The sequence below is a fragment of the Streptomyces sp. NPDC002499 genome (assembly GCF_053595415.1).
This window is the reverse complement of sequence record NZ_JBSFXO010000004.1, coordinates 519,324-540,385: the sequence shown is the minus strand read 5'-3', so window position 1 is coordinate 540,385 and position 21,062 is coordinate 519,324. Positions and strand designations below refer to the sequence as shown.

The following is a 21,062-nucleotide window of genomic DNA, read 5'->3' as shown; positions in this document are numbered from 1 at the left end:
CGACTGCATAGAGTGATCGGGTGACACAGCCCGCGGCCCACGCCTATCTCCGGTATCCGCATCTGCACGGCGACTCGGTGGCGTTCACCGCCGAGGACGATGTGTGGCTCGCGCCCCTCGACGGTGGTCGGGCCTGGCGGGTCAGTGCCGACAACGTGCCGGTCAACCATCCGCGCATCTCGCCGGACGGGACGACCGTCGCCTGGACGTCCGGCCGGGACGGCGCGCCCGAGGTGCATGTCGCGCCGGTCGACGGCGGCCCCGCCAAACGCCTTACGCACTGGGGGAGTTCGCGTACCCAGGTGCGCGGTTGGACCCCGGACGGAGAGGTGCTCGCGATCAGCGCGCAGGGTCAGGCGAGCCTGCGCCGCAGCTGGGCGCGGGCCGTCCCGCTGGACGGCGGACCGGCCGCCACCCTGCCGTACGGGCCGGTCGGCGATGTGGCCTTCGGGCCGTCCACCGTGCTGCTGTCCGCGCCGATGGGCCGCGAGGCCGCCTGGTGGAAGCGGTACCGGGGCGGTACGGCGGGCAAGTTGTGGATCGATCCGGACGGCGACGGTGAATTCGTGCGCCTGCACGAGGAGTTGGACGGGAATCTGGAGACCCCCGTGTGGGTGGGGGACCGGATCGCCTTCCTCTCCGACCACGAGGGTGTCGGTGCCGTCTACTCCTCCCTCGCCGACGGGTCCGACCTGCGCCGCCACACACCCGTCGACGGCTTCTACGCACGGCACTTGGCGGGCGACGGCGGCCGACTCGTCTACTCCAGCGTCGGCGAGCTGTGGGTCCTCGACGACCTCGACGGCGCCGAACCCCGCCGCCTCGACATCCGGCTCGGCGGCCCGCGCGTCGACCTCCAGCCCTTCCCCGTGAACGCGGCCCGCTGGTTCGGCTCCGCCCACCCCGACCACACCGCCCGCGGCAGCGCGGTCGCCGTCCGCGGCGCCGTGCACTGGGTCACCCACCGCGCGGGCCCCGCCCGCGCGCTCGCCGCCGAACCCGGCGTACGGGCCCGCCTGCCGCGCACCTTCCGCGCCGACGGCGAGGAGCACGTCGTCTGGGTGACCGACGCCGAGGGCGACGACGCCCTGGAGTTCGCCCCCGCGACCGGCAGCGCCCCCGGCGCCACCCCGCGCCGGCTCGCCGCGGGACAGCTCGGCCGGGTCCTCGACCTCGCCGTGGCGCCCGACGGCAGCCGGGTCGCCGTCGCCGCGCACGACGGACGCGTCCTGCTCGTCGAGCGGGACAGCGGCGAGGTCCGGGAGATCGACCGCAGCCCCGACGGGAACGTGTCAGGCCTGGTCTTCTCGCCCGACTCCGGCTGGCTCGCCTGGTCCCACCCCGGCCCGCGCCCGCTGCGCCAGCTCCGGCTCGCCAACACCACCGACCTCTCGGTCACCGAGGCCACCCCGCTCCGCTTCCGCGACTACTCGCCGGTCTTCACCCTCGACGGCAAGCACCTCGCCTTCCTCTCGGCGCGCTCCTTCGACCCGGTCTACGACGAGCACGTCTTCGATCTGGCCTTCGTCGGCGGCTCCCGCCCGCACCTGATCACGCTGGCCGCGACGACCCCGTCCCCGTTCGGGCCGCAGCGCCACGGCCGGCCCTTCGAGGCCCCGGACAAGGACGAGACGCCCGACAGCGAGGGCGCCCCCAGCACCCGTATCGACCTCGAAGGGCTCGCCGACCGGATCGTGCCGTTCCCGGTCGAGGCCGCCCGCTACTCCACCCTGCGCGCAGCCAAGGACGGCGTGCTGTGGCTGCGCCACCCGGTGCGCGGTGTCCTCGGCGCCTCCCGGGCCACCCCGGACGACCCCGACCCGCGGACCGCGCTGGAACGGTACGACCTGGTCCAGCAGCGCATCGAGCACCTCGCCTCGGACGCCGACCACCTCACGGTCAGCGGCGACGGCAAGCGGGTCCTGCTGTGGACCGACGGCAAGCTCAAGGTCGTCCCCAGCGACCGGCGCGCCTCCGGCGACGACGACAGCGACACGAACATCACCGTCGACCTCAGCCGCGTCCGCCAGACCGTCGACCCGGCCGCCGAGTGGCGCCAGATGTACGACGAGACCGGCCGCCTCATGCGGGACAACTTCTGGCGCCCCGACCTGGGTGGCGTCGACTGGGCCGGCGTCCTGGACCGCTACCGCCCCGTCCTGGACCGGGTCGCCACCCACGACGACCTCGTCGACCTCCTGTGGGAGGTGCAGGGCGAGCTGGGCACCTCGCACGCCTACGTCACCGCGCGCGGCGGCCACGGCGACGGCGAGCGCCAGGGCCTGCTCGGTGCCGACATCTCCCGTCACGAGGACGGCAGTTGGCGCGTCGACCGGGTCCTGCCCGCCGAGACCTCCGACCCCGACGCCCGCTCCCCGCTGGCCGCACCCGGCGTGGCGGTCCGCGCGGGGGACGCGATCGTCGCCGTGGCGGGCCGCCCCGTGGACCCGATCACCGGCCCGGGCCCCCTCCTGGTCGGCACGGCGGGCAAACCGATCGAGCTGACGATCCTCCCGTCGGGCGGCGGCGACCAGCGCCACGCGGTCGTGGTCCCGGTCTCGGACGAGGAACCCCTCCGCTACCACGCCTGGGTCGCCGACCGCCGCGCCTACGTCCACGAACACTCCGCCGGCCGCCTCGGCTACCTCCACGTCCCCGACATGCAGGCCCCCGGCTGGGCCCAGATCCACCGCGACCTCCGGATCGAGGTGGCTCGCGAGGGCCTCGTCGTCGACATCCGCGAGAACCGCGGCGGCCACACCTCCCAACTGGTCATCGAGAAACTGGCCCGCCGCATCGTCGGCTGGGACGTCCCCCGCGGCGTCCGCCCCTACAGCTACCCCGAGGACGCCCCCCGCGGCCCCGTCGTCGCCATCGCCAACGAGTTCTCCGGCTCCGACGGCGACATCGTCAACGCCGCGATCAAGGCCCTCGGCATCGGCCCGGTCGTGGGCACCCGCACCTGGGGCGGAGTCATCGGCATCGACAACCGATACAACCTGGTCGACGGCACCCGAGTGACCCAGCCCAAGTTCGCTTTCTGGCTTGAGGGTTACGGGTGGGGCGTGGAGAACCACGGCGTGGACCCGGACGTGGAGGTCGTGCAGAGGCCTCAGGATTACGCGGCGGGCAGGGACCCCCAACTGGACGAGGCAATCCGCTTGGCCCTTGAGTCACTGGAGACCAGCCCGGCCAAAACCCCGCCCGCTTTGCCCACCTAAAGGGGCGCGGGGAACTGCGCGACCAGCCACAACGCACGCGCACCCGACAACGCTACGATGCCCCCATATTCGATCAATCTGTGCGAGGAGCGGCCACATGCCAGGGGACCCTCAAGACGACTGCCTGTTCTGCAAGATCGCCGCAGGACAGATCCCGGCCACCATCGTCCGTGAGACACAGACCACCGTCGCGTTCCGGGACATCAACCCCCAGGCCCCCACCCACGTACTGGTCATCCCCAAGGCCCACTACGAGAACGCCGCCGAACTGGCCACCGCCGAACCGACGGTCGCCGCCGACGTACTGCGCGAGGCCGGCGAAATCGCCGCCGAGGAGAAGCTCGACAGCTATCGCCTCGTGTTCAACACCGGCACCGGCGTAGGCCAGACCGTCTTCCACGCCCACGCCCACATCCTGGGCGGCCGAGGCATGACCTGGCCCCCCGGCTAGGTCGCCAAGTCGCCATGTCCGTACGCGAACTCGTGGTCCTCGGCACAGCCAGCCAGGTCCCCACCCGCCACCGCAACCACAACGGCTACCTCCTCCGCTGGGACGCCGAAGGCATCCTCTTCGACCCCGGCGAGGGCACCCAGCGCCAGATGCTCCGCGCGGGCGTCGCCGCGCACGACCTCAACCGGATCTGCGTGACGCACTTCCACGGCGATCACTCCCTCGGTCTCGCCGGCGTCATCCAGCGCATCAACCTGGACCGGGTCCCGCACGAGATCACCGCGCACTACCCGCGCTCGGGGCAGCACTTCTTCGACCGCCTGCGCTACTCCACCGCCTACCGCGAGACGGTCGGCATCACGGAGGCCCCCGTGGACGCGGACGGCGTACTCGTCACCACACCCTCGTACACCCTGGAAGCCCGCAAGCTGTCCCACCCCGTCGAGTCCTACGGCTACCGCCTCACCGAACCCGACGGCCGCCGCATGCTCCCCGACCGCCTCGCCGAGCACGGCATCAAGGGCCCGGACGTGGGCCGTATCCAGCGCGAGGGATCGGTCGGCGGCGTCTCCCTCGCCGAGGTCAGCGAGACGCGCCGCGGCCAGCGCTTCGCGTTCGTCATGGACACCCGTCTCTGCGACGGCGTCCACGCCCTCGCGGAGGGCTGCGACATGCTGGTCATCGAGTCGACGTTCCTCGACGCGGACGAGCAACTCGCCGTGGACCACGGTCACTTGACCGCGGGGCAGGCGGCGGAGGTGGCGCGCGAGGCCGGCGTACGGCATCTGGTCCTCACCCACTTCAGCCAGCGCTACTCCGACCCCGACGAGTTCGAGCGGCAGGCACGGGCGGCGGGCTACGAGGGGGAGCTGACCGTGGCGCACGATCTGCTGCGGGTGCCGGTTCCGAAACGGCGATAAAACACCCGTACGATACTTCGATGCCTCTCCCCAAAGCCGAACTGCACCTGCACATCGAAGGCACCCTGGAGCCGGAGCTCGCCTTCGCGCTCGCCGCCCGCAACGGTGTCGCGCTGCCCTACGCGGACACCGAGGAACTGCGCAAGGCGTATCTCTTCGACGACCTCCAGACCTTCCTGAACCTCTACTACGAGCTGATGGCCGTCCTGCGCACCGAGCGGGACTTCGAGGACCTGGCGAACGCCTATCTCGCCCGCGCCGCCGCGCAGGGCGTACGGCACGCGGAGATCTTCTTCGACCCGCAGGCGCACCTCGCGCGGGGCGTGGACATGGGCACGGTGGTGAACGGCCTGTGGCGGGCGCTGGGGAGCAGCGAGGCGCAGCACGGCGTCTCCACCCGCCTCATCCTGTGCTTCCTGCGCGACCAGTCCGCCGAGTCGGCCATGGAGACGCTGGAGGCCGCGAAGCCGTACCTCGACCGGATCGTCGGCATCGGCCTCGACTCGGCGGAGGTCGGCCACCCGCCGGTGAAGTTCCGCGAGGTCTACGAGGCCGCCGCGGCCCTCGGTCTACGACGGGTCGCGCACGCCGGTGAGGAGGGTCCGCCGGAGTACATCACCGAGGCCCTTGACGTCCTCGGCGTCGAGCGGATCGACCACGGGCTGCGCTGCATGGAGGACGAGACACTCGTCGCCCGCCTGGTCCGGGACCGGGTCCCGCTGACCCTGTGCCCGCTGTCCAACGTGCGGCTGCGCGCGGTGGACGTCCTGGCCGAGCACCCGCTGCCCGCCATGCTGGACGCGGGTCTGCTCTGCACGGTCAACTCCGACGACCCCGCCTACTTCGGCGGCTACGCGGGCGACAACTTCGACGCGGTGCGCTCGGCGCTGGGTCTGAGCGAGGACCGGTTGCGCGAACTGGCCCGCAACTCGTTCGTCGCGTCCTTCCTGGAGGACGACGAGGAGCTGCGGGCGCGGTACCTGGCCGAGGTCGACGCGTACGAGTTCTAGTCGTACGAGTTCTAGGCGGCCGGTGTCGTGTCGTACGCGTGCGGGACGGGCGTGTCCACGGAGATCGTCTCCACGGGGATCTCCACGACCGGCAGTTGACGCCTGCCGAAGCCCAGCGCGACCGCGGTCATCGGTACGGCGATCACCAGCAGCCCGACGGCCAGGATCGCCCCCATCGCCGGGAACCCGGCCCGCGCGGCCAGCACGCTCCCCGTCAGCGGTCCCGCCGCCGTCCCGAGCGAGGACGCCGAGCCGACCAGGACGGCCCAGCGTCCGCGTGGGTCGAGGGAGGCGGCGAGGCCGATGACGTAGGACAGGACGACCGGGTAGAGCAGGTTCCAGGCGATCTCGCCGGTCGCGAAGGTCGTCAGGTCGGTCGCGGACGCGCTCAGCAGGATGCAGAGCGCGATGACGGCCGTACCGGCGCCGATGGGCAGCGCGCGGCCCAGGCGGGGGCCGAGGGCGCCCGCGACCGTCACGCCGAACAGGCCCGCGCCGAGCGCCACGGCGAAGACCGCGCCGACGGTGGTCTCCGTCAACCGCGCCTGGTCCAGGCCGATCCGGCCGCTGACGCCCCACAGGGAGTTCTGCACGAGGGACCAGCAGGGCATGGTGACGGCGAGGAGCAGTCCGGCGCGGAAGTGCGGGAGGCGGCTGCCGTCGAGCACGGCGTGGGTGGTCGCCGTGCGGAGCGGGAGGCGGCCGGTGAGCGGCCAGACGAGCAGTGCGGTGAGAGCGATCGCGGCGAGTGGCTGGCCGTGGCCCGGGCCGAGGTGCGGGACCGTCAGATAGACCGCGCCGGCGAGCGCGGAGACGCCGAGCAGGCCGACCGTGGTGGTGCGGTGCGGGTCGGGCTGGGCGGCGATGCCGGTGGCGGCGACCGTGGTGGCCGTACCGGAGCCGAAGCCGCCGACCAGCGCGCCCAGGACGACCGCGGGGACGGCGGTGGTGAGGGCGGCGGTGCCGTAGCCGAGGACGGCGAGGGCGAGGCCGATGCGGGCGAGGGTGCGGGGGCCCACGCGGTCGACGCGGGAGGCGAGCACGAAGCCGGCGGCGGCCGAGCTCAGCAGCAGGGCGCTGCCGAGGGCGCCGGCCTGCGTGGCGCTCAGCGGCAGCCCGGAGTCCAGGCGGCCGACGGTGGTCGGGAGGAGGTAGGGAGCGAGGTACCCGGCCGTGAAAAGGGCGACGAGGGGCCAGGCGATGGTGCGGGGGGCGAACACGGGCGTTCCCAGGGCATGCGAAAGAAGCGGCTCATGAAGGGGGTTGGGCGCAGGCCGTCGACGGACAGGAACGCGCGAGGAATTTGTATCAAGCACGCGGTTCCGGAAAGAAGCCCGGGATGTGTGATGTGGCGCACGTTGCGTTTGGGGCGGGGGAGGTCGGGTAGCAGAGAGCGACGCCGAGGTGAACTTAGCCTGTCCGACCAGGGCTAACGCCAGTGCACCGCGCCTCCCGCGCCCGGGGTCGCCGACTCGATCTTCTCCCTGATCTCCCGCATGACCGTCACGATCCGCTCCTCGTGCTCGGTCGTCAGCCGGGCCACCGGCACCGCGCAGCTGATCGCGTCCTGGGCCGGGGTGTCGTAGCGCAGCGCGAAGCCGAAGCCGACGATGCCGAGGACGCCCTCCTCGCGGTCGATCGAGTAGCCGCGGGCGCGGATCAGGGCGAGGTCGGAGGCCAGGGACTCACGGGTGGTGCGGGTGTTGGGCGTGAGGGCCTCGTACGGGCCCTCGGGCAGGTCCTCGTCCGGGCGCTGGGCCAGCAGCGCCTTGCCCAGCGCGCCCACGTGCGCCGGCAGCCGCCGCCCGACCCGCAGGATCGTGCGCAGGTACTCGTGCGACTCCCGGGTCGCGAGATACGCCACGTCCCACCCGTCGAGGCGCCCCATGTGGATCGTCTCGCCGAGCGCCACGGAGGCCTCGTCGAGATACGGGCGTACGGCACGCACGCGCGGGTCGGAGTCGAGGTAGGTGGTGCCGGTGAGCAGCGCGTGGATGCCGATGCCGTAGAGCGAGCCGGTGACGTCGGTACGCACCCAGCCGCGGCTGATCAGGGTCTGGAGCAGCGCGTACATCGAGCTGCGCGGCACGCCCAGCTCGTCGGCGAGCTCCTGGAGTCGCGCGGGACGGTCGCCGCGCGCGGCGAGCAGTTCGAGCAGCTCGACCGTGCGGGCGGCGGACTTCACCTCGCGGACGCCACCGGGCTCTGACATGCGCCGATGGTAGCGAGCGTGAGCGCCCCATTGACGGTCGTGGTTCGCGTATCTAATCTCTGTCTTCATACGTGGATAACGTCTACATGGGGAGATGGCCTCAGGTGCCTAAGGTGAACGGCGCGACGGAGACCGTGGTGCGCAGGCTGCGGGACGGGATGACGGGCGGTGTGCTCTCCTTCCCGCTCACCTCCTTCCACGAGGACGGCTCGCTCGACCCGGACGGCTTCCGCGCCCATGTGGCGGCGCAGATCGCCGCCGCACCCGGCGCCGTCTTCCCGGCCTGCGGCACCGGCGAGTTCTTCTCGCTGGACGAGGACGAGTACCGCACGGTCGTCGCCGTCACCGTCGAGGAGGCGGCCGGCCGCCTGCCCGTGGTCGCCGGCGTCGGCTACGGCTGGGCGCAGGCCGTACGGTTCGCGCGCATCGCCGAGGAGGCGGGAGCCGACGCCCTCCTGGTCCTGCCGCACTACCTCGTCGCCGCCCCGCAGGACGGACTGGTCGCGCAGCTGGAGCAGATCGCCGCCCGCACCTCGCTGCCGCTCATCGCCTACCAGCGCGGCCAGGTCGCCTTCGGGATGGACGCGTTCCGGCGGATCACGCGGATCCCCGGCGTCATCGGCCTCAAGGACGGCCACAGCGACCTCGACCGCCTCCAGCGCCTCACCCTGGCCGCCCCGGAGGACTTCCTCTTCTTCAACGGCGCCTCCACCGCCGAGATCCAGGCCCGCGCCTACGCCACTGTCGGCGTCCCCGCCTACTCCTCCGCCGTGCACGCCTTCGCCCCCGAGATCGCGAACGCCTTCTTCGCCGCCCTGAGCGCCGGCGACGACGGCACGGTCGACAAGCTGCTGCGCGACTTCTACGTCCCGCTCGTCGAACTCCGCGACCGGGTACCGGGATACGCGGTCTCGCTGGTCAAGGCGGCGGCCCGACTGCGCGGCCGGCCCGTCGGTCCCGTCCGCGCCCCGCTCACCGACCCCTCGGCCGCCGACCTGGCCGACCTCAAGGCCCTCCTCGCCGCCGGCCTCGACCTCGTAGGAGCCGCCCTGTGAACCTCACCATCACCGACGTCCGGCTCACGCCGATCCTGATCGCCGACCCGCCCCTGCTCAACACACAGGGCGTGCACCAGCCGTACACCCCCCGGCTGATCGTCGAGGTGGAGACGGCCGACGGGGTCACCGGCGTCGGCGAGACGTACGGCGACACCAAGTACCTGGAGCTGGCCCGGCCGTTCGCCGAGAAACTGAAGGGCCGTCAGGTCACGGATCTGAACGGGCTGTTCACGATCGCCGACGAGGTCTCCGTGGACGACTCCCGGGTCTCCGCTCAGGTCGACGTCGGCGGGCTGCGCGGGGTCCAGACCGCCGACAAGCTGCGCCTGTCCGTCGTCTCCGGCTTCGAGGTCGCCTGCCTCGACGCCCTCGGCAAGACCCTCGGCCTGCCCGTGCACGCGCTGCTCGGGGGCAAGGTGCGGGACGCCGTCGAGTACAGCGCGTACCTGTTCTACAAGTGGGCCGACCATCCGGCGGGCGTGGCCTGCGAGAAGGACGACTGGGGGGCCGCGGTCGATCCGGCGGGGGTCGTCGAGCAGGCGCGGAAGTTCAAGGAGCGGTACGGGTTCACCTCGTTCAAGCTCAAGGGCGGGGTCTTCCCGCCGGACGAGGAGATCGCCGCCGTACGGGCGTTGGCCGAGGCCTTCCCCGGACATCCGCTGCGGCTCGACCCCAACGGCGCCTGGTCCGTGGCGACTTCGCTCAAGGTGGCGCAGGAGGTGGGCGACCTCCTGGAGTACCTGGAGGACCCGGCCCTCGGTACGCCGGCCATGGCCGAGGTGTCGGCAGGGACCGGCGTCCCGCTCGCCACCAACATGTGCGTGACGACCTTCGCCGAGATCAGGGAGGCGTTCTCGCGGGACGCCGTCCAGGTCGTCCTCTCCGACCACCACTACTGGGGCGGCCTGCGCAACACCCAGCAACTCGCCGCCGTCTGCGCGACGTTCGGCGTCGGGGTGTCCATGCACTCCAACACGCACCTGGGGATCAGCCTGGCCGCGATGACCCATGTCGCGTCCACCGTCCCCAACCTCCACCACGCCTGCGACTCCCACTACCCCTGGCAGTCCGAGGACGTCCTCACCGAGCGCCTCACCTTCGTGGGCGGCAAGGTCACCGTCTCCGACGCGCCCGGCCTCGGCGTCCAACTCGACCACAACAAGCTGGAGTTGCTCCATCGGCGGTGGCTCGACGACGACGGGTCGCTGCGCGAGCGGGACGACGCGGCGGCGATGCGGGTCGCGGAACCGGGGTGGGAGACGCCGAGCGTGCCTCGCTGGTAGGCACGGGCGGCGGTCGGGGCGGGGCGGCCGGATCCGGACGCGGGCGGCGGCCGGGCGCCAACGCGGTGACGGCGCGGCGGCACGCGGTGGACCTGCGGCTCCCGTCCCCGGCGCGACCCACGGGCGGGCCTGCTGCGACGGCCGGTTGTCGGTGGTGTGGTGCACACTGGCCTGATCCGCACCATGTCAGGGAGTGCACCGTGATCGCGCCCAATGGGAAGGGACCCTCGCCCGTCACCTCGGGACCGCAGTGTCAGGCCGAGGTCGACCCGCTGGCCGCCGTGCGCGCACCGGACGATCCCCCCTGGGACGTGTACCTCACGGGCACGGTCTTCCTCGACATCGTCTTCACGGGTCTGGAGACCGCCCCGGTGCGCGGGACCGAGTCCTGGGCGCGCGGGATGGGGTCGAGCCCCGGCGGCGTCGCCAACATGGCCACCGCCCTGGCCCGCCTGGGCCTGCGCACGTCCCTCGCCGCGGCCTTCGGCGACGACCACTACGGGGAGTACTGCTGGGACGCCCTGGAGCAGGGCGAGCACATCGACCTCTCCACCTCCCGCACGGTTCCCGGCTGGCACTCCCCGGTCACCGTCTCCATGGCCTACGAGGGCGAGCGCACGATGGTCTCCCACGGCCACGAGCCGCCCTCCGAGGCCGTGGCCGTCGCCAAGACCGGCGTCCTGGACAACCCGCCCCGCGCGCGTGCCGCCGTCGCCTCCCTCACGCCCGGCGAGCACGCCCCCTGGATCGCCGAGGCCGCGCGCCGGGGCACCCGCGTCTTCGCCGACGTCGGCTGGGACGAGACCGGCGCCTGGGACCTGGCGGGCCTGCCCGACCTCGAACACTGCGAGGCCTTCCTGCCGAACGCGGAGGAGGCCATGCGCTACACGGGCGCCAAGTCCCCGCGCGCCGCCGCCCACGCCCTCACCGAACACGTGCCGCTCGCGGTGGTGACCCTCGGCGCGGAGGGCGCCTACGCGGTCGACCGGCGGACCGGCGAGACCGCCGAGGTGCCCGCCATCGCCGTGGAGGCCCTCGACCCCACCGGCGCCGGTGACGTCTTCGTGGCCGGCTTCGTCACCGGCACCCTGGCCGACTGGCCGCTCGCGGACCGCCTCGCCTTCGCGGGCCTCACGGCGGCGCTGTCCGTCCAGGAGTTCGGCGGCTCGCTCTCGGCGCCCGGCTGGTCCGAGATCGCGGCCTGGTGGCGCAAGGTCCAGTCCGTCGAGGCCCAGGACCCGACGGCCCTCCAGCGGTACGCCTTCCTGGAGACCCTCCTCCCGGAGGCGGCGGCGAGACCCTGGCCGCTGCGCCGGGCGGTGCCGACGATCGGCTTCGGCAGATCGACCTGACCGTTCAGGACGCGGAGGATCGGCCCCTCAGCGCTCCTCGGCCCGCCCCAGTACCTCGCTGACCTGCTCATGGACCACCTCGCGCACCTGCGCCGGCAGTGACCCCAGCGCCGTACCGTCCAGCGCCTCCAGGACCGCCTCCGTGCCGGTGTCGCACGGAACGGACTCGCTGATCACCTCGTACCCCTCCCGCACGGCGACCCGCAGCAGGGGGCGTGTGCCCGTGGGGGCGTGGACCGCGGAGGCGACCACGTAGGGCGGGGGGCCGCCCGCCGCCTCGGGGAGCTTGCGGTAGCCGCTGGCGACCGGGGCGCGCCAGTGCAGGCTCAGGAGGAGGGGCTGCTTGGCCAGCAGCTCGGCCAGGTCCGTGCGGACCGGGCCCTCCGGTGTCAGGACCAGGGCGCGGGCGCCCAGCACCAGGGCCGCGGGCAGCAGACACCGCAGCGTGCTGCCGACGATGTTCCCGCCCACCGTCGCGGTCCGCCGCACGGCCCCCGTGCCTATCCCGGCCGCCGCCCGCCGCAGCACCTCCGGCACCCGCTCGTCGACCTGGTGCAGCAGCACCGCCGCCCCCAGCTCCTCGGCGCCGAGGACGTTCGCCTCCGGCACCTCGCGCAGGGACACGGCCTGTTCCGGGAAGCCGTCCCGTTGCCAGCCCGCCCACACGAGGGTGGCACCACCGACGGGTATCGCCCCCTCGGTCAGGCACCGCTGTGCCTCGGACACGGACGTGGGCAGACGCAGGAGCACGGCCTACCTTCTTTCTCCGGACGGGCGAGACGGGCGTCGCCGTCTTCGAACGCGTGTAGCGGCGCACGAATAGTGGTGACGGAGCGCATTCTTCCCACGCGCGGGGGGAGCATGCAGGGCTCATCGCTTCACACAGGGCGCCCACACCCGCGAAAAGCCCTACGGCGTTGTCAGTGCACCGACGTACTCTTGGAACCGCGAGGCCGCCCTCAGCTACGCGGCCGTGACGAGGAGGAATCGCAGGCCTACAGAGCCGGCCCATGACTCAGACACCCACAGCTCCCACCCCCGCGCAGGGGCAGGCCAGAGCACAGTTCACGGTCCCTGCCCAGCACCCGATGGTCACCGTGCTGGGTTCCGGCGACGCCCTCCTGCGCGTGATCGAGAAGGCCTTCCCGGCGGCCGACATCCACGTCCGGGGCAATGAGATCAACGCGGTCGGCGACGCCGGTGAAGTCGCCCTCGTCCAGCGCCTGTTCGACGAGATGATGCTGGTGCTCCGCACGGGCCAGCCGATGACGGAGGACGCAGTGGAACGCTCGATCGCCATGCTGAGGGCGAGCGAGAACGGGAAGAGCGACGGCCAGGAGACCCCGGCCGAGGTCCTGACGCAGAACATCCTGTCCTCGCGCGGCCGCACCATCCGCCCCAAGACCCTGAACCAGAAGCGGTACGTCGACGCGATCGACAAGCACACGATCGTCTTCGGCATCGGTCCGGCCGGCACCGGCAAGACCTACCTCGCCATGGCCAAGGCGGTGCAGGCCCTGCAGGCCAAGCAGGTCACCCGCATCATCCTCACCCGCCCCGCGGTCGAGGCGGGCGAGCGGCTCGGCTTCCTGCCGGGCACGCTCTACGAGAAGATCGACCCCTACCTGCGCCCGCTGTACGACGCGCTGCACGACATGCTGGACCCGGAGTCGATCCCGAAGCTGATGGCCGCGGGCACGATCGAGGTCGCCCCGCTGGCGTACATGCGCGGCCGTACGCTCAACGACGCCTTCATCATCCTGGACGAGGCCCAGAACACGAGCCCCGAGCAGATGAAGATGTTCCTCACCCGGCTCGGCTTCGAGTCGAAGATCGTGATCACCGGTGACGTGACGCAGGTCGACCTGCCGAGCGGCACCAAGAGCGGTCTGCGCCAGGTGCAGGACATCCTCGAAGGGGTCGACGACGTCCACTTCTCGCGGCTGTCGTCGCAGGATGTCGTACGGCACAAGCTGGTCGGCCGTATCGTCGACGCGTACGAGAAGTACGACAGCGAGAACGGTACGGAGAACGGCACCCACAAGGGCGCCCGTAACAAGCGGAAGTAGACCAGCACGACCATGTCGATCGACGTCAACAACGAGTCCGGAACCGAGGTCGACGAGCAGGCGATCCTCGACATCGCCCGCTACGCGCTCGCGCGGATGCGTATCCACCCGCTCTCCGAGCTCTCGGTGATCGTCGTGGACGACGACGCCATGGAGCAGCTGCACATCCAGTGGATGGACCTGCCGGGGCCGACCGACGTGATGTCGTTCCCGATGGACGAGCTGCGTCCGCCGGCGAAGGACGACGAGGAGCCGGTGGCGGGGCTGCTCGGGGACATCGTGCTGTGTCCCGAGGTCGCCAAGAAGCAGGGCGAGGAAGCGCCGACACAGCACTCCATGGACGAGGAGCTCCAACTGCTCACCGTCCATGGGGTGTTGCACCTGCTGGGTTACGACCACGAGGAGCCGGACGAGAAGGCCGAGATGTTCGGTCTGCAGGCCGCCATCGTGGACGGCTGGCGTGCGGAGAAGGGCATGACCGGCCCCTCTCCGGCTCCGACCGTCTCATGAGCCCGCAGATCGTCGCGGGCGCCGTCGCGCTGGTCGTCGTCGCCTGGCTCGCCGCCTGCGCGGAGGCGGGCCTCGCGCGCGTGTCCAGCTTCCGCGCCGAGGAGGCCGTCAAGTCCGGCCGCCGGGGCAGCGCGAAGCTGGCGCAGGTCGCGGCCGACCCGACCCGCTATCTGAACGTCGCCCTGCTGGTCCGCGTGGCCTGCGAGATGGCGGCCGCCGCGCTGGTGACGTACGCCTGTCTCCAGGAGTTCTCCGGCACCACCGAGGCCCTCCTGGTCGCGATCGGCGTGATGGTCCTGGTGTCGTACGTGGCCGTCGGGGTCTCCCCGCGCACCATCGGCCGCCAGCATCCGCTGAACACGGCAACCGCGGCCGCGTACGTACTGGTGCCGCTCGCCCGGATCATGGGGCCGGTCCCGTACCTGCTGATCCTCATCGGCAACGCGCTCACCCCCGGCAAGGGGTTCCGCCGCGGTCCCTTCGCCTCCGAGGCGGAGCTGCGCGCGCTGGTCGACCTCGCCGAGAAGGAGTCGCTGATCGAGGACGACGAGCGCCGCATGGTGCACTCGGTCTTCGAGCTGGGCGACACGCTCGTACGGGAGGTCATGGTCCCGCGGACCGACCTCGTCGTCATCGAGCGCTACAAGACGATCCGTCAGGCCCTCACCCTCGCCCTGCGGTCGGGTTTCTCGCGCATCCCGGTGACCGGGGAGAGCGAGGACGACATCGTCGGGATCGTGTACCTGAAGGACCTGGCCCGCAAGACGCACATCAGCCGGGACGCGGAGAGCGAACTGGTGTCGACGGCCATGCGCCCCGCCGCCTTCGTGCCCGACACGAAGAACGCGGGCGATCTGCTGCGCGAGATGCAGCAGGACCGCAATCACGTCGCCGTCGTCATCGACGAGTACGGCGGCACGGCCGGCATCGTCACCATCGAGGACATCCTGGAGGAGATCGTCGGCGAGATCACGGACGAGTACGACCGTGAACTCCCGCCGGTCGAGGAGCTCGGCGACGACCGCTACCGCGTCACGGCCCGCCTCGACATCACCGACCTCGGCGAGCTGTACGGCCTGGAGGAGTACGACGACGAGGACGTGGAGACCGTCGGCGGCCTCCTCGCCAAGGCCCTGGGCCGAGTGCCCATCGCGGGCGCGTCCAGCGTGGTCGAGCTGCCGGACGGACGTGAACTGCGCCTGACCGCCGAGGACTCGGCCGGCCGCCGCAACAAGATCGTCACGGTCCTGGTGGAGCCGGTGGACCCGGCCGACACCGAGGCGAAACCGAAGGAGTGACGGGGGAGTGGGGCGGAGGTGACGGAGGCCGACGAGGGACCGGTGGCCCGGATGCGGGTGACCAACAGCGGTACGGCGATGCTGGAGCTGATCCTGGAGCCGTACGGCAGCGACCACTGGCTGAAGCCCGGCGAGACGTTCGTGGTGGTGACGTACGGCTTCGAGGACAGCGAGCCCTTCGAGGTCGAGCACGAGCCGGCGACGGTGACGGTCAACCTCGGCGGCCACGGCTGTGTGACCGACCTGCACGGCGTCGAGATCGACTGCGCCCACGGGCGACCGGAGAGGAAACGACCGCATGACCCCCGACGAACTGCGTGGCTTCTGTCTCTCCTTCAACGCCGCGGTTGAGGACTTCCCCTTCACCCCCGAGACGTCCGTCTTCAAGGTGCTCGGGAAGCTGTTCGCGCTGACCCGCCTCGACGGCAGTCCGCTGACCGTGAATCTCAAGTGCGACCCCGAGGACGCGGTGCGGCTGCGGGAGGAGTACCCCGGGCTGATCATCCCCGGGTATCACATGAACAAGCGGCACTGGAACACGGTCACGGTCGACGGCGAGCTCCCGGACCGGGTGGTCCGGGAGCTGGTGGAGGACTCGTACGACCTGGTGGTGGCCGGTCTACCGCGCGCCGAGCGGCTCCGCCTCGACCGCCCCTGAGCGGGTCCGCAGGCCCAGCGCGACCAGCGCGGCGGCGGCCAGCACGATCACCGAGTCGATCGCCAGGACCGTGTGCACACCGGACAGCAGGTCGTCCGAGGTGGTGGCGAGGACGCCCAGGAGCGGGATGCCGACGGTGAGGCCGATCTGCTGGGTGGAGGTGACCAGGCCGGTGGCCAGGCCCTGTTCCTCGTCCGGGACGCCCGAGGTGACGGTGACGCCGTAGGAGATGATCGCGCCCAGGTGGCACATGCTGGCCAGCGAGACGGCGGTCGTGGCGAGCCAGACCGACCAGGTGTGGGCGTTCAGCCCCAGCAGGGCGGCGACCAGCGCGCCCTGGCCGGCCAGCGAGAGGGCGAGGGTGCGGCGGGCGCCGAGCCGGCCGATGACCTTCGGGGCGTACGCGCCCGCCACCGCCGACAGCACGCCCTGGACGCCGAAGACCAGGCCCGTCTCGAAGGCGGACAGGCCGAGGACCTCCTGGAAGTACAGGGTCAGCACGAAGACGACCGTCGACATCATCGAGAAGGTGACCAGGCCGCCGATGTTGCCCCACGCCACCGTGCGGCGGCGCAGCATCGGAAGCGAGACCAGGGGCTGGGCGGTACGGGACTCGACGGCCACGAACGCGGTCAGCAGCAGGACGCCCGCGACGAGGGTGACGATGACGTCCGCGCCGCCGAAGCCGCGGTCGGCGGCCGTGGACAGGGCGTAGATCAGGGCGAGCAGGCCCGCGGTGACGGTGATCGCGCCGGGGATGTCCAGGCGCGGACGGTCGGGGGTGCGGGACTCGGGGAGCAGGCCGGGGGCCAGCGGCAGGACGATCAGGGCGAAGAGGGAGAGCAGGCCCATCGTCGAGCGCCAGCCGAGCGCGTCGGTCAGCACACCGCCGGCCACCATGCCGACGGTGAAGCCCAGCGAGAGCAGGGTGCCGGAGATGCCCAGGGCGCGGTCGCGGGCCGGGCCCTCCGGGAAGGTCGTCGTCAGCAGGGACATGCCGGTCGGCACGATCGCCGCCGCGCCCAGCCCCTGCAGTGCCCGCCCGGCCAGGAAGGACGCCGGGTCCCAGGCGAAGGTGGCGAGCACCGAGGCGGCGCCGAACAGCGCGAGCCCGGTCAGGAACAGTCTGCGGCGGCCGTAGAGGTCGCCGATGCGGCCGAAGAGCAGCAGGAACCCGCCGGACGGGAGCGCGAACGCCGTCACCGCCCACTGCAGGGCCGAGGTGCTCATGCCCAGGTCCGGGCCGAGGACCGGCAGGGCGACGTTGAGGACGGAGAAGTCGAGGGCGACCATGAACTGGGCCGCGCACAGGACGAACAGAACGAGCTTGTCCCGCGTGGACAGCCGGGGAGTGCCGTGCGAAGGGGTGGACGGAGTGGTCGGGGTCGTGGTCTCGATCGCCATGGCAAGAGCATCGGGCGGCCGGAATAAGCGTGGGGAGTCGGAACTTATCGTGGTGGTGGCACCACCAGACAGAGGGGGATCTGTACGTGGCTGAGGACGTGGGCAGGAGCCATCGGCGGACCGAGTTGCGCGAGTTCCTGATGAGCAGGCGGGCCCGGGTGAGTCCGGCCGAGGCGGGACTGCCCGACGGCGGCGCCCGGCGCCGTACCCCGGGGCTGCGCCGCGAGGAGGTCGCGGTGCTGGCCGGCGTGGGTGCCTCCTGGTACCAGTGGCTGGAGCAGGGCCGGGACATCTCGGTCTCCCCGCAGGTCCTGGACGCGGTGGCCCGGGTGCTGCGGCTGAGCGGCACCGAGCGCCGGCATCTGTACGTACTGGCCGGACTGAACCCGCCCGTGCCCGAAGTGGCCCCGGAGAAGCGGGACATGTGCGAGGGACTGCGCCGGCTGATCGACACGTGGATGCCGTATCCGGCGCACATCATGGACGCGTACTACAACTGCGTGCAGTACAACGCGGCCGCCGCGATCGTGCTCGGCATGCGGCAGGAGGGCACGCAGAACTGCCTCGTCGACTTCTTCACCGACCCGCTGTACCGGTCCCGCTCCAAGAGCTGGGAGAAGAACGCGCGGACGGTCGTCGCGCAGTTCCGGGCGGCCTCCTCGGCGCGGCCCGACGACGAGGGGTACCAGGAGCTGCTGGACCGACTGCACGCGGACAGCCCGGAGTTCGCCGCGCTGTGGGCGGAGCGGGACATCGAGGACGCCGGGCAGATCCGCAAGGAACTGGACCATCCGCTGGCCGGACTGCTGGTCGTGGAGTCGACGGCGATGCGGGTGCCGGCCCGCCCCGACCTGACGATCGTGCTGCACACCCCGCTGGACGAGGCGAACACCGCGGCCAAGCTGGAGTGGCTGGCCTCCCCGCAGGCGCGGCGCGGGGCGATGTACCCCGTGGCGGGCTGACGCGAGCCGCCCCGGGTGACGCGGGTACCCCGTGGCCGGGTGGCGAGGGCGGCTCTTCGTATGCTCTGGGCATGACCGACAGCAACGCGCTCGACCCCGAGGACCGCAAGATCGTCACCCTGGCCCGCTCCGCGCGGGCCCGCAACGGTGTGCCCGAGGGGGCGGCCGTACGGGACGACACCGGCCGTACGTATGTCGCCGGGACCGTCGAGCTTCGGTCACTGAAGCTGAGCGCGCTGCGCACCGCGGTGGCGATGGCGGTGGCTTCCGGGGCGAAGTCGCTGGAGGCGGCGGCGGTCGTCACGGAGGCCGACGCGGTGCCGGAGGAGGATCTCGCGGCCGTGGCTGACCTGGGCGGAGCCGGGACGCCCGTACTGCTGGCCGGACCAGACGGCACCGTGCGCAGCACCGCGACCGCAGGCTGAAAATCGCTCTTTTCAGAGTCGGCCGGAATTCAACCTTGCCGCCTCCGTGTCTCTCACGCATCAATGGAACCGTCAGTTCCGACGGACCGTCAGATTCCGGCGACAGCTCCACCACCCCCCACTCGGCGCCCCGCACCGCGCCCCGCCGACGGCCCGTTCGGACCTCTCCCATCCATCCCCACATGGCAATTCCCGCACGGGAAGGGAGCCGGATCCCCATGAACGGCAAACGAATCAGTACAGGTGCGGCGATGGCGGTAGGGGCCCTCGCGGCCGCTTCGCTCGCGTTCGCGCCCAGCGCCCTCGCCGTCACCCCGCAGGAGGCGACGATCAACGCCGACTGCGGCATCTTCGGCGGTGGCCAGGCCACGCTCACAGCCACCCAGGACGGCACGGCGGCCACCATCACCGTCACGTCCGCGATCACCGCTCCGATCGCCCTGTCGGAGGACTCCATCTCCTCCACGCTCACCCTGGTGAACGCGAGCGGCGGCACCACCGCCTTCACCGGTACGGAGAACCCGGCGATGGCCACCGGCGACCCCGTCACCGTCGGCCCGCTCAACGGCACCGTGGCCTCCGGCGACAGCCTGGAGGCGTTCGGCGGCTCGCTGCAGATGACCATCTTCGGCATCAACGTCACGTGTACGGCGACCGCGGCGCAGTCGCCGGGGCCGTTCGTGTTCGACTGATGTAGTTCCTTGATGAGCCGTCAGTTCCTGTGCTCCATACAGGAACTGACGGCTCATCAGTTCGTTTCGGCGTCTCCATTGACTTCTCACGCGATCCGCACATCAATGCCCCCAGCGAGCACAGAGAAGAGGGGGCACACCCATGGGTTCGCACAACCGAAGACGCCGCTGGGCGTCACTGCTCGCGGGAACCGCACTCGCGGTGACCGCGGGCGGCGCGCTGGCCTGTCCGGCCGGCGCAGCGGGTACGAACGTGGACTTCGGCACGCACTGCATCCCGCCCGCCATCGCCGGCATCCCGCCGATCGACGGCACCACCACCGCCAACGTCTCGGTGGACAACACCAGCCCGAAGGTCGGCGACACCCTCACGGTGACCTACACCGTGGTCAAGCCGGCCGCCAACAACCCGACGGCCATCGCCCTGCCGGCCGACATCATGACGCCCACCGGAAAGGTCACCCTCGGCGGCGCGCAGACCGGTTCCGTGACCGTCACCGGGCCCAAGAAGAACGACCCGGTGCCCGGCAACGGGGCCTTCCCGTCGTTCTCCATGACCGGCACCTTCACGGTCACCGCGCCCGGCGCGATCACCCTCTCGCCCGGCGACTACAACATCCACACCAGCTACATCCTGGAGCTGGACACCCCCTGCACGGTGATCACCCCGCCCGCGCCGGTCTCCCAGACCGTCACCGCGACGGACGCCAATCCCACCAACAACCGTGCCATCTCGCTGGGTTCGGCCTCCGGGAACCCCGGTGACAGTGTCACCGTGAGCGGCACCGACTTCACGCCGGGCGCGACCGTCACCCTGGCCGGGCGCTCCGGGTCCACCCAGACCGCGGACACGGCGACCGTCACCGCCGGCAGCAACGGCGCCTTCAGCGGCTCACTCGTCGTCAACGACAAGACGACGACCGGGATCGTGGCCTACGAGGGCAGCGCGTGGAACGCCGAGAAGGGCGCGGGACCCGCGGCCTACCTCGTCAACGACACGACACCCGTGCCGGACGGCAGCCAGAAGCTGACCACGACCGTGAAGGCGGGGACGCTGTCGATGTCCCAGGCCGGCGACTCCGTGGCACTCTCGGCGGTCGACTTCGGTCAGGGCGGGGCCTCCACCGGGGCCCTGAACGCCGTCACCGTCAAGGACTACCGCGGCGGCCCCGCGGGCTGGTCCCTGACCGGCAAGGTCACCGACTTCACCGGTCCCGGCGCCAAGATCGATGCCGGGAAGCTGAGTTGGAACCCTGCCTGCGCCACCAAGGCGGGCAGTCCCAGCACCTGCCAGGCCGGTTCCGCCGGCTCGGTGGGCCTCTCGGGCGCGACCCTCGCGGCGGCTCCCGACGGGACGGTCACCGGCGGTGAGTTCACCGTCGACGCCGGACTGTCGCTGGACGTACCGGCGTTCACGCCTCCGGGCTCGTACTCCGGAGTCCTGACGCTCACGCTCAGCTGACGGCAAGGGCGTCCGCACCCGCCCGCCCCACTCCCTCCCGTCCTTCTTCTCGTCCTTCTGCTTGTCCTTCTTCTT

General features: G+C 71.7%; 20 protein-coding genes. 16 read left to right on the top strand and 4 right to left on the bottom strand.

Features of this window, described 5'->3' with window-relative positions; translation table 11 throughout:
* Positions 1–20: 20 nt before the first annotated feature.
* The 4 genes from ACWD5F_RS13470 (at position 21) to ACWD5F_RS13455 (ending at position 5,602) form a co-directional block, all read left to right on the top strand.
* Positions 21–3,221, top strand: a complete 3,201-nt coding sequence (locus ACWD5F_RS13470; RefSeq protein ID WP_451253933.1) for a S41 family peptidase — start codon at positions 21–23, stop codon at positions 3,219–3,221.
* Between the two features lie 97 nt (positions 3,222–3,318).
* Positions 3,319–3,672: a histidine triad nucleotide-binding protein gene (locus tag ACWD5F_RS13465; RefSeq protein ID WP_451253931.1), complete on the top strand. Its 354-nt coding sequence runs from the start codon at positions 3,319–3,321 to the stop codon at positions 3,670–3,672.
* Between the two features lie 14 nt (positions 3,673–3,686).
* A complete protein-coding gene (locus tag ACWD5F_RS13460) occupies positions 3,687–4,592 on the top strand; it encodes a ribonuclease Z (protein ID WP_451253929.1) in 906 nt (301 codons plus the stop codon).
* A gap of 20 nt (positions 4,593–4,612) precedes the next feature.
* Positions 4,613–5,602: an adenosine deaminase gene (locus ACWD5F_RS13455; protein ID WP_451253927.1), complete on the top strand. Its 990-nt coding sequence runs from the start codon at positions 4,613–4,615 to the stop codon at positions 5,600–5,602.
* A gap of 11 nt (positions 5,603–5,613) precedes the next feature.
* Here the strand turns inward: ACWD5F_RS13455 and ACWD5F_RS13450 are convergent, their stop codons facing one another.
* Complete coding sequence (locus ACWD5F_RS13450) at positions 5,614–6,822, bottom strand: MFS transporter (protein ID WP_451253925.1); 1,209 nt, start codon at positions 6,820–6,822, stop codon at positions 5,614–5,616.
* 209 nt (positions 6,823–7,031) lie between these two features.
* Positions 7,032–7,814 (bottom strand): IclR family transcriptional regulator, encoded by a 783-nt coding sequence (locus tag ACWD5F_RS13445; protein WP_451253923.1) that lies wholly within the window; start codon positions 7,812–7,814, stop codon positions 7,032–7,034.
* Positions 7,815–7,972: 158 nt separating this feature from the next.
* Between ACWD5F_RS13445 and ACWD5F_RS13440 the strand changes: the two genes are divergently transcribed.
* The 3 genes from ACWD5F_RS13440 to ACWD5F_RS13430 all read left to right on the top strand — a co-directional run bounded on the left by ACWD5F_RS13440 (position 7,973) and on the right by ACWD5F_RS13430 (position 11,507).
* Positions 7,973–8,869, top strand: coding sequence for a 5-dehydro-4-deoxyglucarate dehydratase (locus tag ACWD5F_RS13440; RefSeq protein WP_451254131.1), 897 nt, complete (start codon positions 7,973–7,975; stop codon positions 8,867–8,869).
* On the top strand, positions 8,866–10,155 hold the full coding sequence (locus tag ACWD5F_RS13435; RefSeq protein ID WP_451253921.1) for a glucarate dehydratase family protein: 1,290 nt from the start codon (positions 8,866–8,868) through the stop codon (positions 10,153–10,155). Before ACWD5F_RS13440 ends, ACWD5F_RS13435 begins: the two co-directional genes overlap by 4 nt.
* A gap of 200 nt (positions 10,156–10,355) precedes the next feature.
* On the top strand, positions 10,356–11,507 hold the full coding sequence (locus ACWD5F_RS13430; protein WP_451253919.1) for a carbohydrate kinase family protein: 1,152 nt from the start codon (positions 10,356–10,358) through the stop codon (positions 11,505–11,507).
* Positions 11,508–11,534: 27 nt separating this feature from the next.
* On the opposite strand, the gene ACWD5F_RS13425 is transcribed toward ACWD5F_RS13430, so the two are convergent.
* A complete protein-coding gene (locus ACWD5F_RS13425) occupies positions 11,535–12,257 on the bottom strand; it encodes an FAD binding domain-containing protein (RefSeq protein WP_451253917.1) in 723 nt (240 codons plus the stop codon).
* A 260-nt stretch (positions 12,258–12,517) separates the two neighbouring features.
* Between ACWD5F_RS13425 and ACWD5F_RS13420 the strand changes: the two genes are divergently transcribed.
* Genes ACWD5F_RS13420 through ACWD5F_RS13400 form a run of 5 tightly spaced genes read left to right on the top strand, consistent with a single transcriptional unit; the run spans position 12,518 to position 16,042 of the window.
* On the top strand, positions 12,518–13,576 hold the full coding sequence (locus ACWD5F_RS13420; RefSeq protein WP_451253915.1) for a PhoH family protein: 1,059 nt from the start codon (positions 12,518–12,520) through the stop codon (positions 13,574–13,576).
* A 12-nt stretch (positions 13,577–13,588) separates the two neighbouring features.
* A complete protein-coding gene (gene ybeY / locus ACWD5F_RS13415; RefSeq protein ID WP_401720854.1) occupies positions 13,589–14,086 on the top strand; it encodes an rRNA maturation RNase YbeY in 498 nt (165 codons plus the stop codon).
* Positions 14,083–15,384, top strand: coding sequence for a hemolysin family protein (locus ACWD5F_RS13410; RefSeq protein WP_401720851.1), 1,302 nt, complete (start codon positions 14,083–14,085; stop codon positions 15,382–15,384). The genes ybeY and ACWD5F_RS13410 overlap by 4 nt, the downstream gene beginning before the upstream one ends.
* Before the next feature lie 18 nt (positions 15,385–15,402).
* Positions 15,403–15,735: a hypothetical protein gene (locus tag ACWD5F_RS13405; RefSeq protein ID WP_451253912.1), complete on the top strand. Its 333-nt coding sequence runs from the start codon at positions 15,403–15,405 to the stop codon at positions 15,733–15,735.
* Entirely contained in the window at positions 15,683–16,042 is a 360-nt protein-coding gene (locus ACWD5F_RS13400) for an MmcQ/YjbR family DNA-binding protein (protein WP_450353732.1), read from the top strand. Before ACWD5F_RS13405 ends, ACWD5F_RS13400 begins: the two co-directional genes overlap by 53 nt.
* Here the strand turns inward: ACWD5F_RS13400 and ACWD5F_RS13395 are convergent.
* Positions 16,004–17,446, bottom strand: coding sequence for an MFS transporter (locus ACWD5F_RS13395; protein ID WP_451253910.1), 1,443 nt, complete (start codon positions 17,444–17,446; stop codon positions 16,004–16,006). The genes ACWD5F_RS13400 and ACWD5F_RS13395 overlap by 39 nt on opposite strands.
* Before the next feature lie 140 nt (positions 17,447–17,586).
* On the opposite strand from ACWD5F_RS13395, the gene ACWD5F_RS13390 reads away from it, so the two are divergent.
* The 4 genes from ACWD5F_RS13390 to ACWD5F_RS13375 all read left to right on the top strand — a co-directional run bounded on the left by ACWD5F_RS13390 (position 17,587) and on the right by ACWD5F_RS13375 (position 20,987).
* Positions 17,587–18,408, top strand: coding sequence for a helix-turn-helix transcriptional regulator (locus ACWD5F_RS13390; protein WP_124000428.1), 822 nt, complete (start codon positions 17,587–17,589; stop codon positions 18,406–18,408).
* Between the two features lie 71 nt (positions 18,409–18,479).
* Complete coding sequence (locus ACWD5F_RS13385; RefSeq protein ID WP_451253908.1) at positions 18,480–18,833, top strand: cytidine deaminase; 354 nt, start codon at positions 18,480–18,482, stop codon at positions 18,831–18,833.
* A 218-nt stretch (positions 18,834–19,051) separates the two neighbouring features.
* Positions 19,052–19,525 carry a hypothetical protein gene (locus ACWD5F_RS13380; RefSeq protein WP_401720839.1) on the top strand — a complete coding sequence of 158 codons (474 nt, stop codon included), beginning with the start codon at positions 19,052–19,054 and terminating at the stop codon, positions 19,523–19,525.
* A gap of 142 nt (positions 19,526–19,667) precedes the next feature.
* Positions 19,668–20,987 carry a beta-xylosidase gene (locus ACWD5F_RS13375; protein ID WP_451253906.1) on the top strand — a complete coding sequence of 440 codons (1,320 nt, stop codon included), beginning with the start codon at positions 19,668–19,670 and terminating at the stop codon, positions 20,985–20,987.
* The last annotated feature ends 75 nt before the right edge of the window (positions 20,988–21,062 follow it).

Excerpts from the sequence above, each read along its gene's own strand:
- ybeY (WP_401720854.1), top strand. The coding sequence starts at position 13,589 with ATGTCGATCGACGTCAACAACGAGTCCGGAACCGAGGTCGACGAGCAG.
- ACWD5F_RS13385 (WP_451253908.1), top strand. The coding sequence starts at position 18,480 with ATGACCGACAGCAACGCGCTCGACCCCGAGGACCGCAAGATCGTCACC.
- ACWD5F_RS13380 (WP_401720839.1), top strand. The coding sequence starts at position 19,052 with ATGAACGGCAAACGAATCAGTACAGGTGCGGCGATGGCGGTAGGGGCC.
- ACWD5F_RS13440 (WP_451254131.1), top strand. The coding sequence starts at position 7,973 with ATGACGGGCGGTGTGCTCTCCTTCCCGCTCACCTCCTTCCACGAGGAC.
- ACWD5F_RS13375 (WP_451253906.1), top strand. The coding sequence starts at position 19,668 with ATGGGTTCGCACAACCGAAGACGCCGCTGGGCGTCACTGCTCGCGGGA.
- ACWD5F_RS13390 (WP_124000428.1), top strand. The coding sequence starts at position 17,587 with ATGAGCAGGCGGGCCCGGGTGAGTCCGGCCGAGGCGGGACTGCCCGAC.
- ACWD5F_RS13400 (WP_450353732.1), top strand. The coding sequence starts at position 15,683 with ATGACCCCCGACGAACTGCGTGGCTTCTGTCTCTCCTTCAACGCCGCG.
- ACWD5F_RS13410 (WP_401720851.1), top strand. The coding sequence starts at position 14,083 with ATGAGCCCGCAGATCGTCGCGGGCGCCGTCGCGCTGGTCGTCGTCGCC.
- ACWD5F_RS13460 (WP_451253929.1), top strand. The coding sequence starts at position 3,687 with ATGTCCGTACGCGAACTCGTGGTCCTCGGCACAGCCAGCCAGGTCCCC.
- ACWD5F_RS13465 (WP_451253931.1), top strand. The coding sequence starts at position 3,319 with ATGCCAGGGGACCCTCAAGACGACTGCCTGTTCTGCAAGATCGCCGCA.
- ACWD5F_RS13420 (WP_451253915.1), top strand. The coding sequence starts at position 12,518 with ATGACTCAGACACCCACAGCTCCCACCCCCGCGCAGGGGCAGGCCAGA.
- ACWD5F_RS13445 (WP_451253923.1), bottom strand. The coding sequence starts at position 7,814 with ATGTCAGAGCCCGGTGGCGTCCGCGAGGTGAAGTCCGCCGCCCGCACG.
- ACWD5F_RS13395 (WP_451253910.1), bottom strand. The coding sequence starts at position 17,446 with ATGGCGATCGAGACCACGACCCCGACCACTCCGTCCACCCCTTCGCAC.
- ACWD5F_RS13455 (WP_451253927.1), top strand. The coding sequence starts at position 4,613 with ATGCCTCTCCCCAAAGCCGAACTGCACCTGCACATCGAAGGCACCCTG.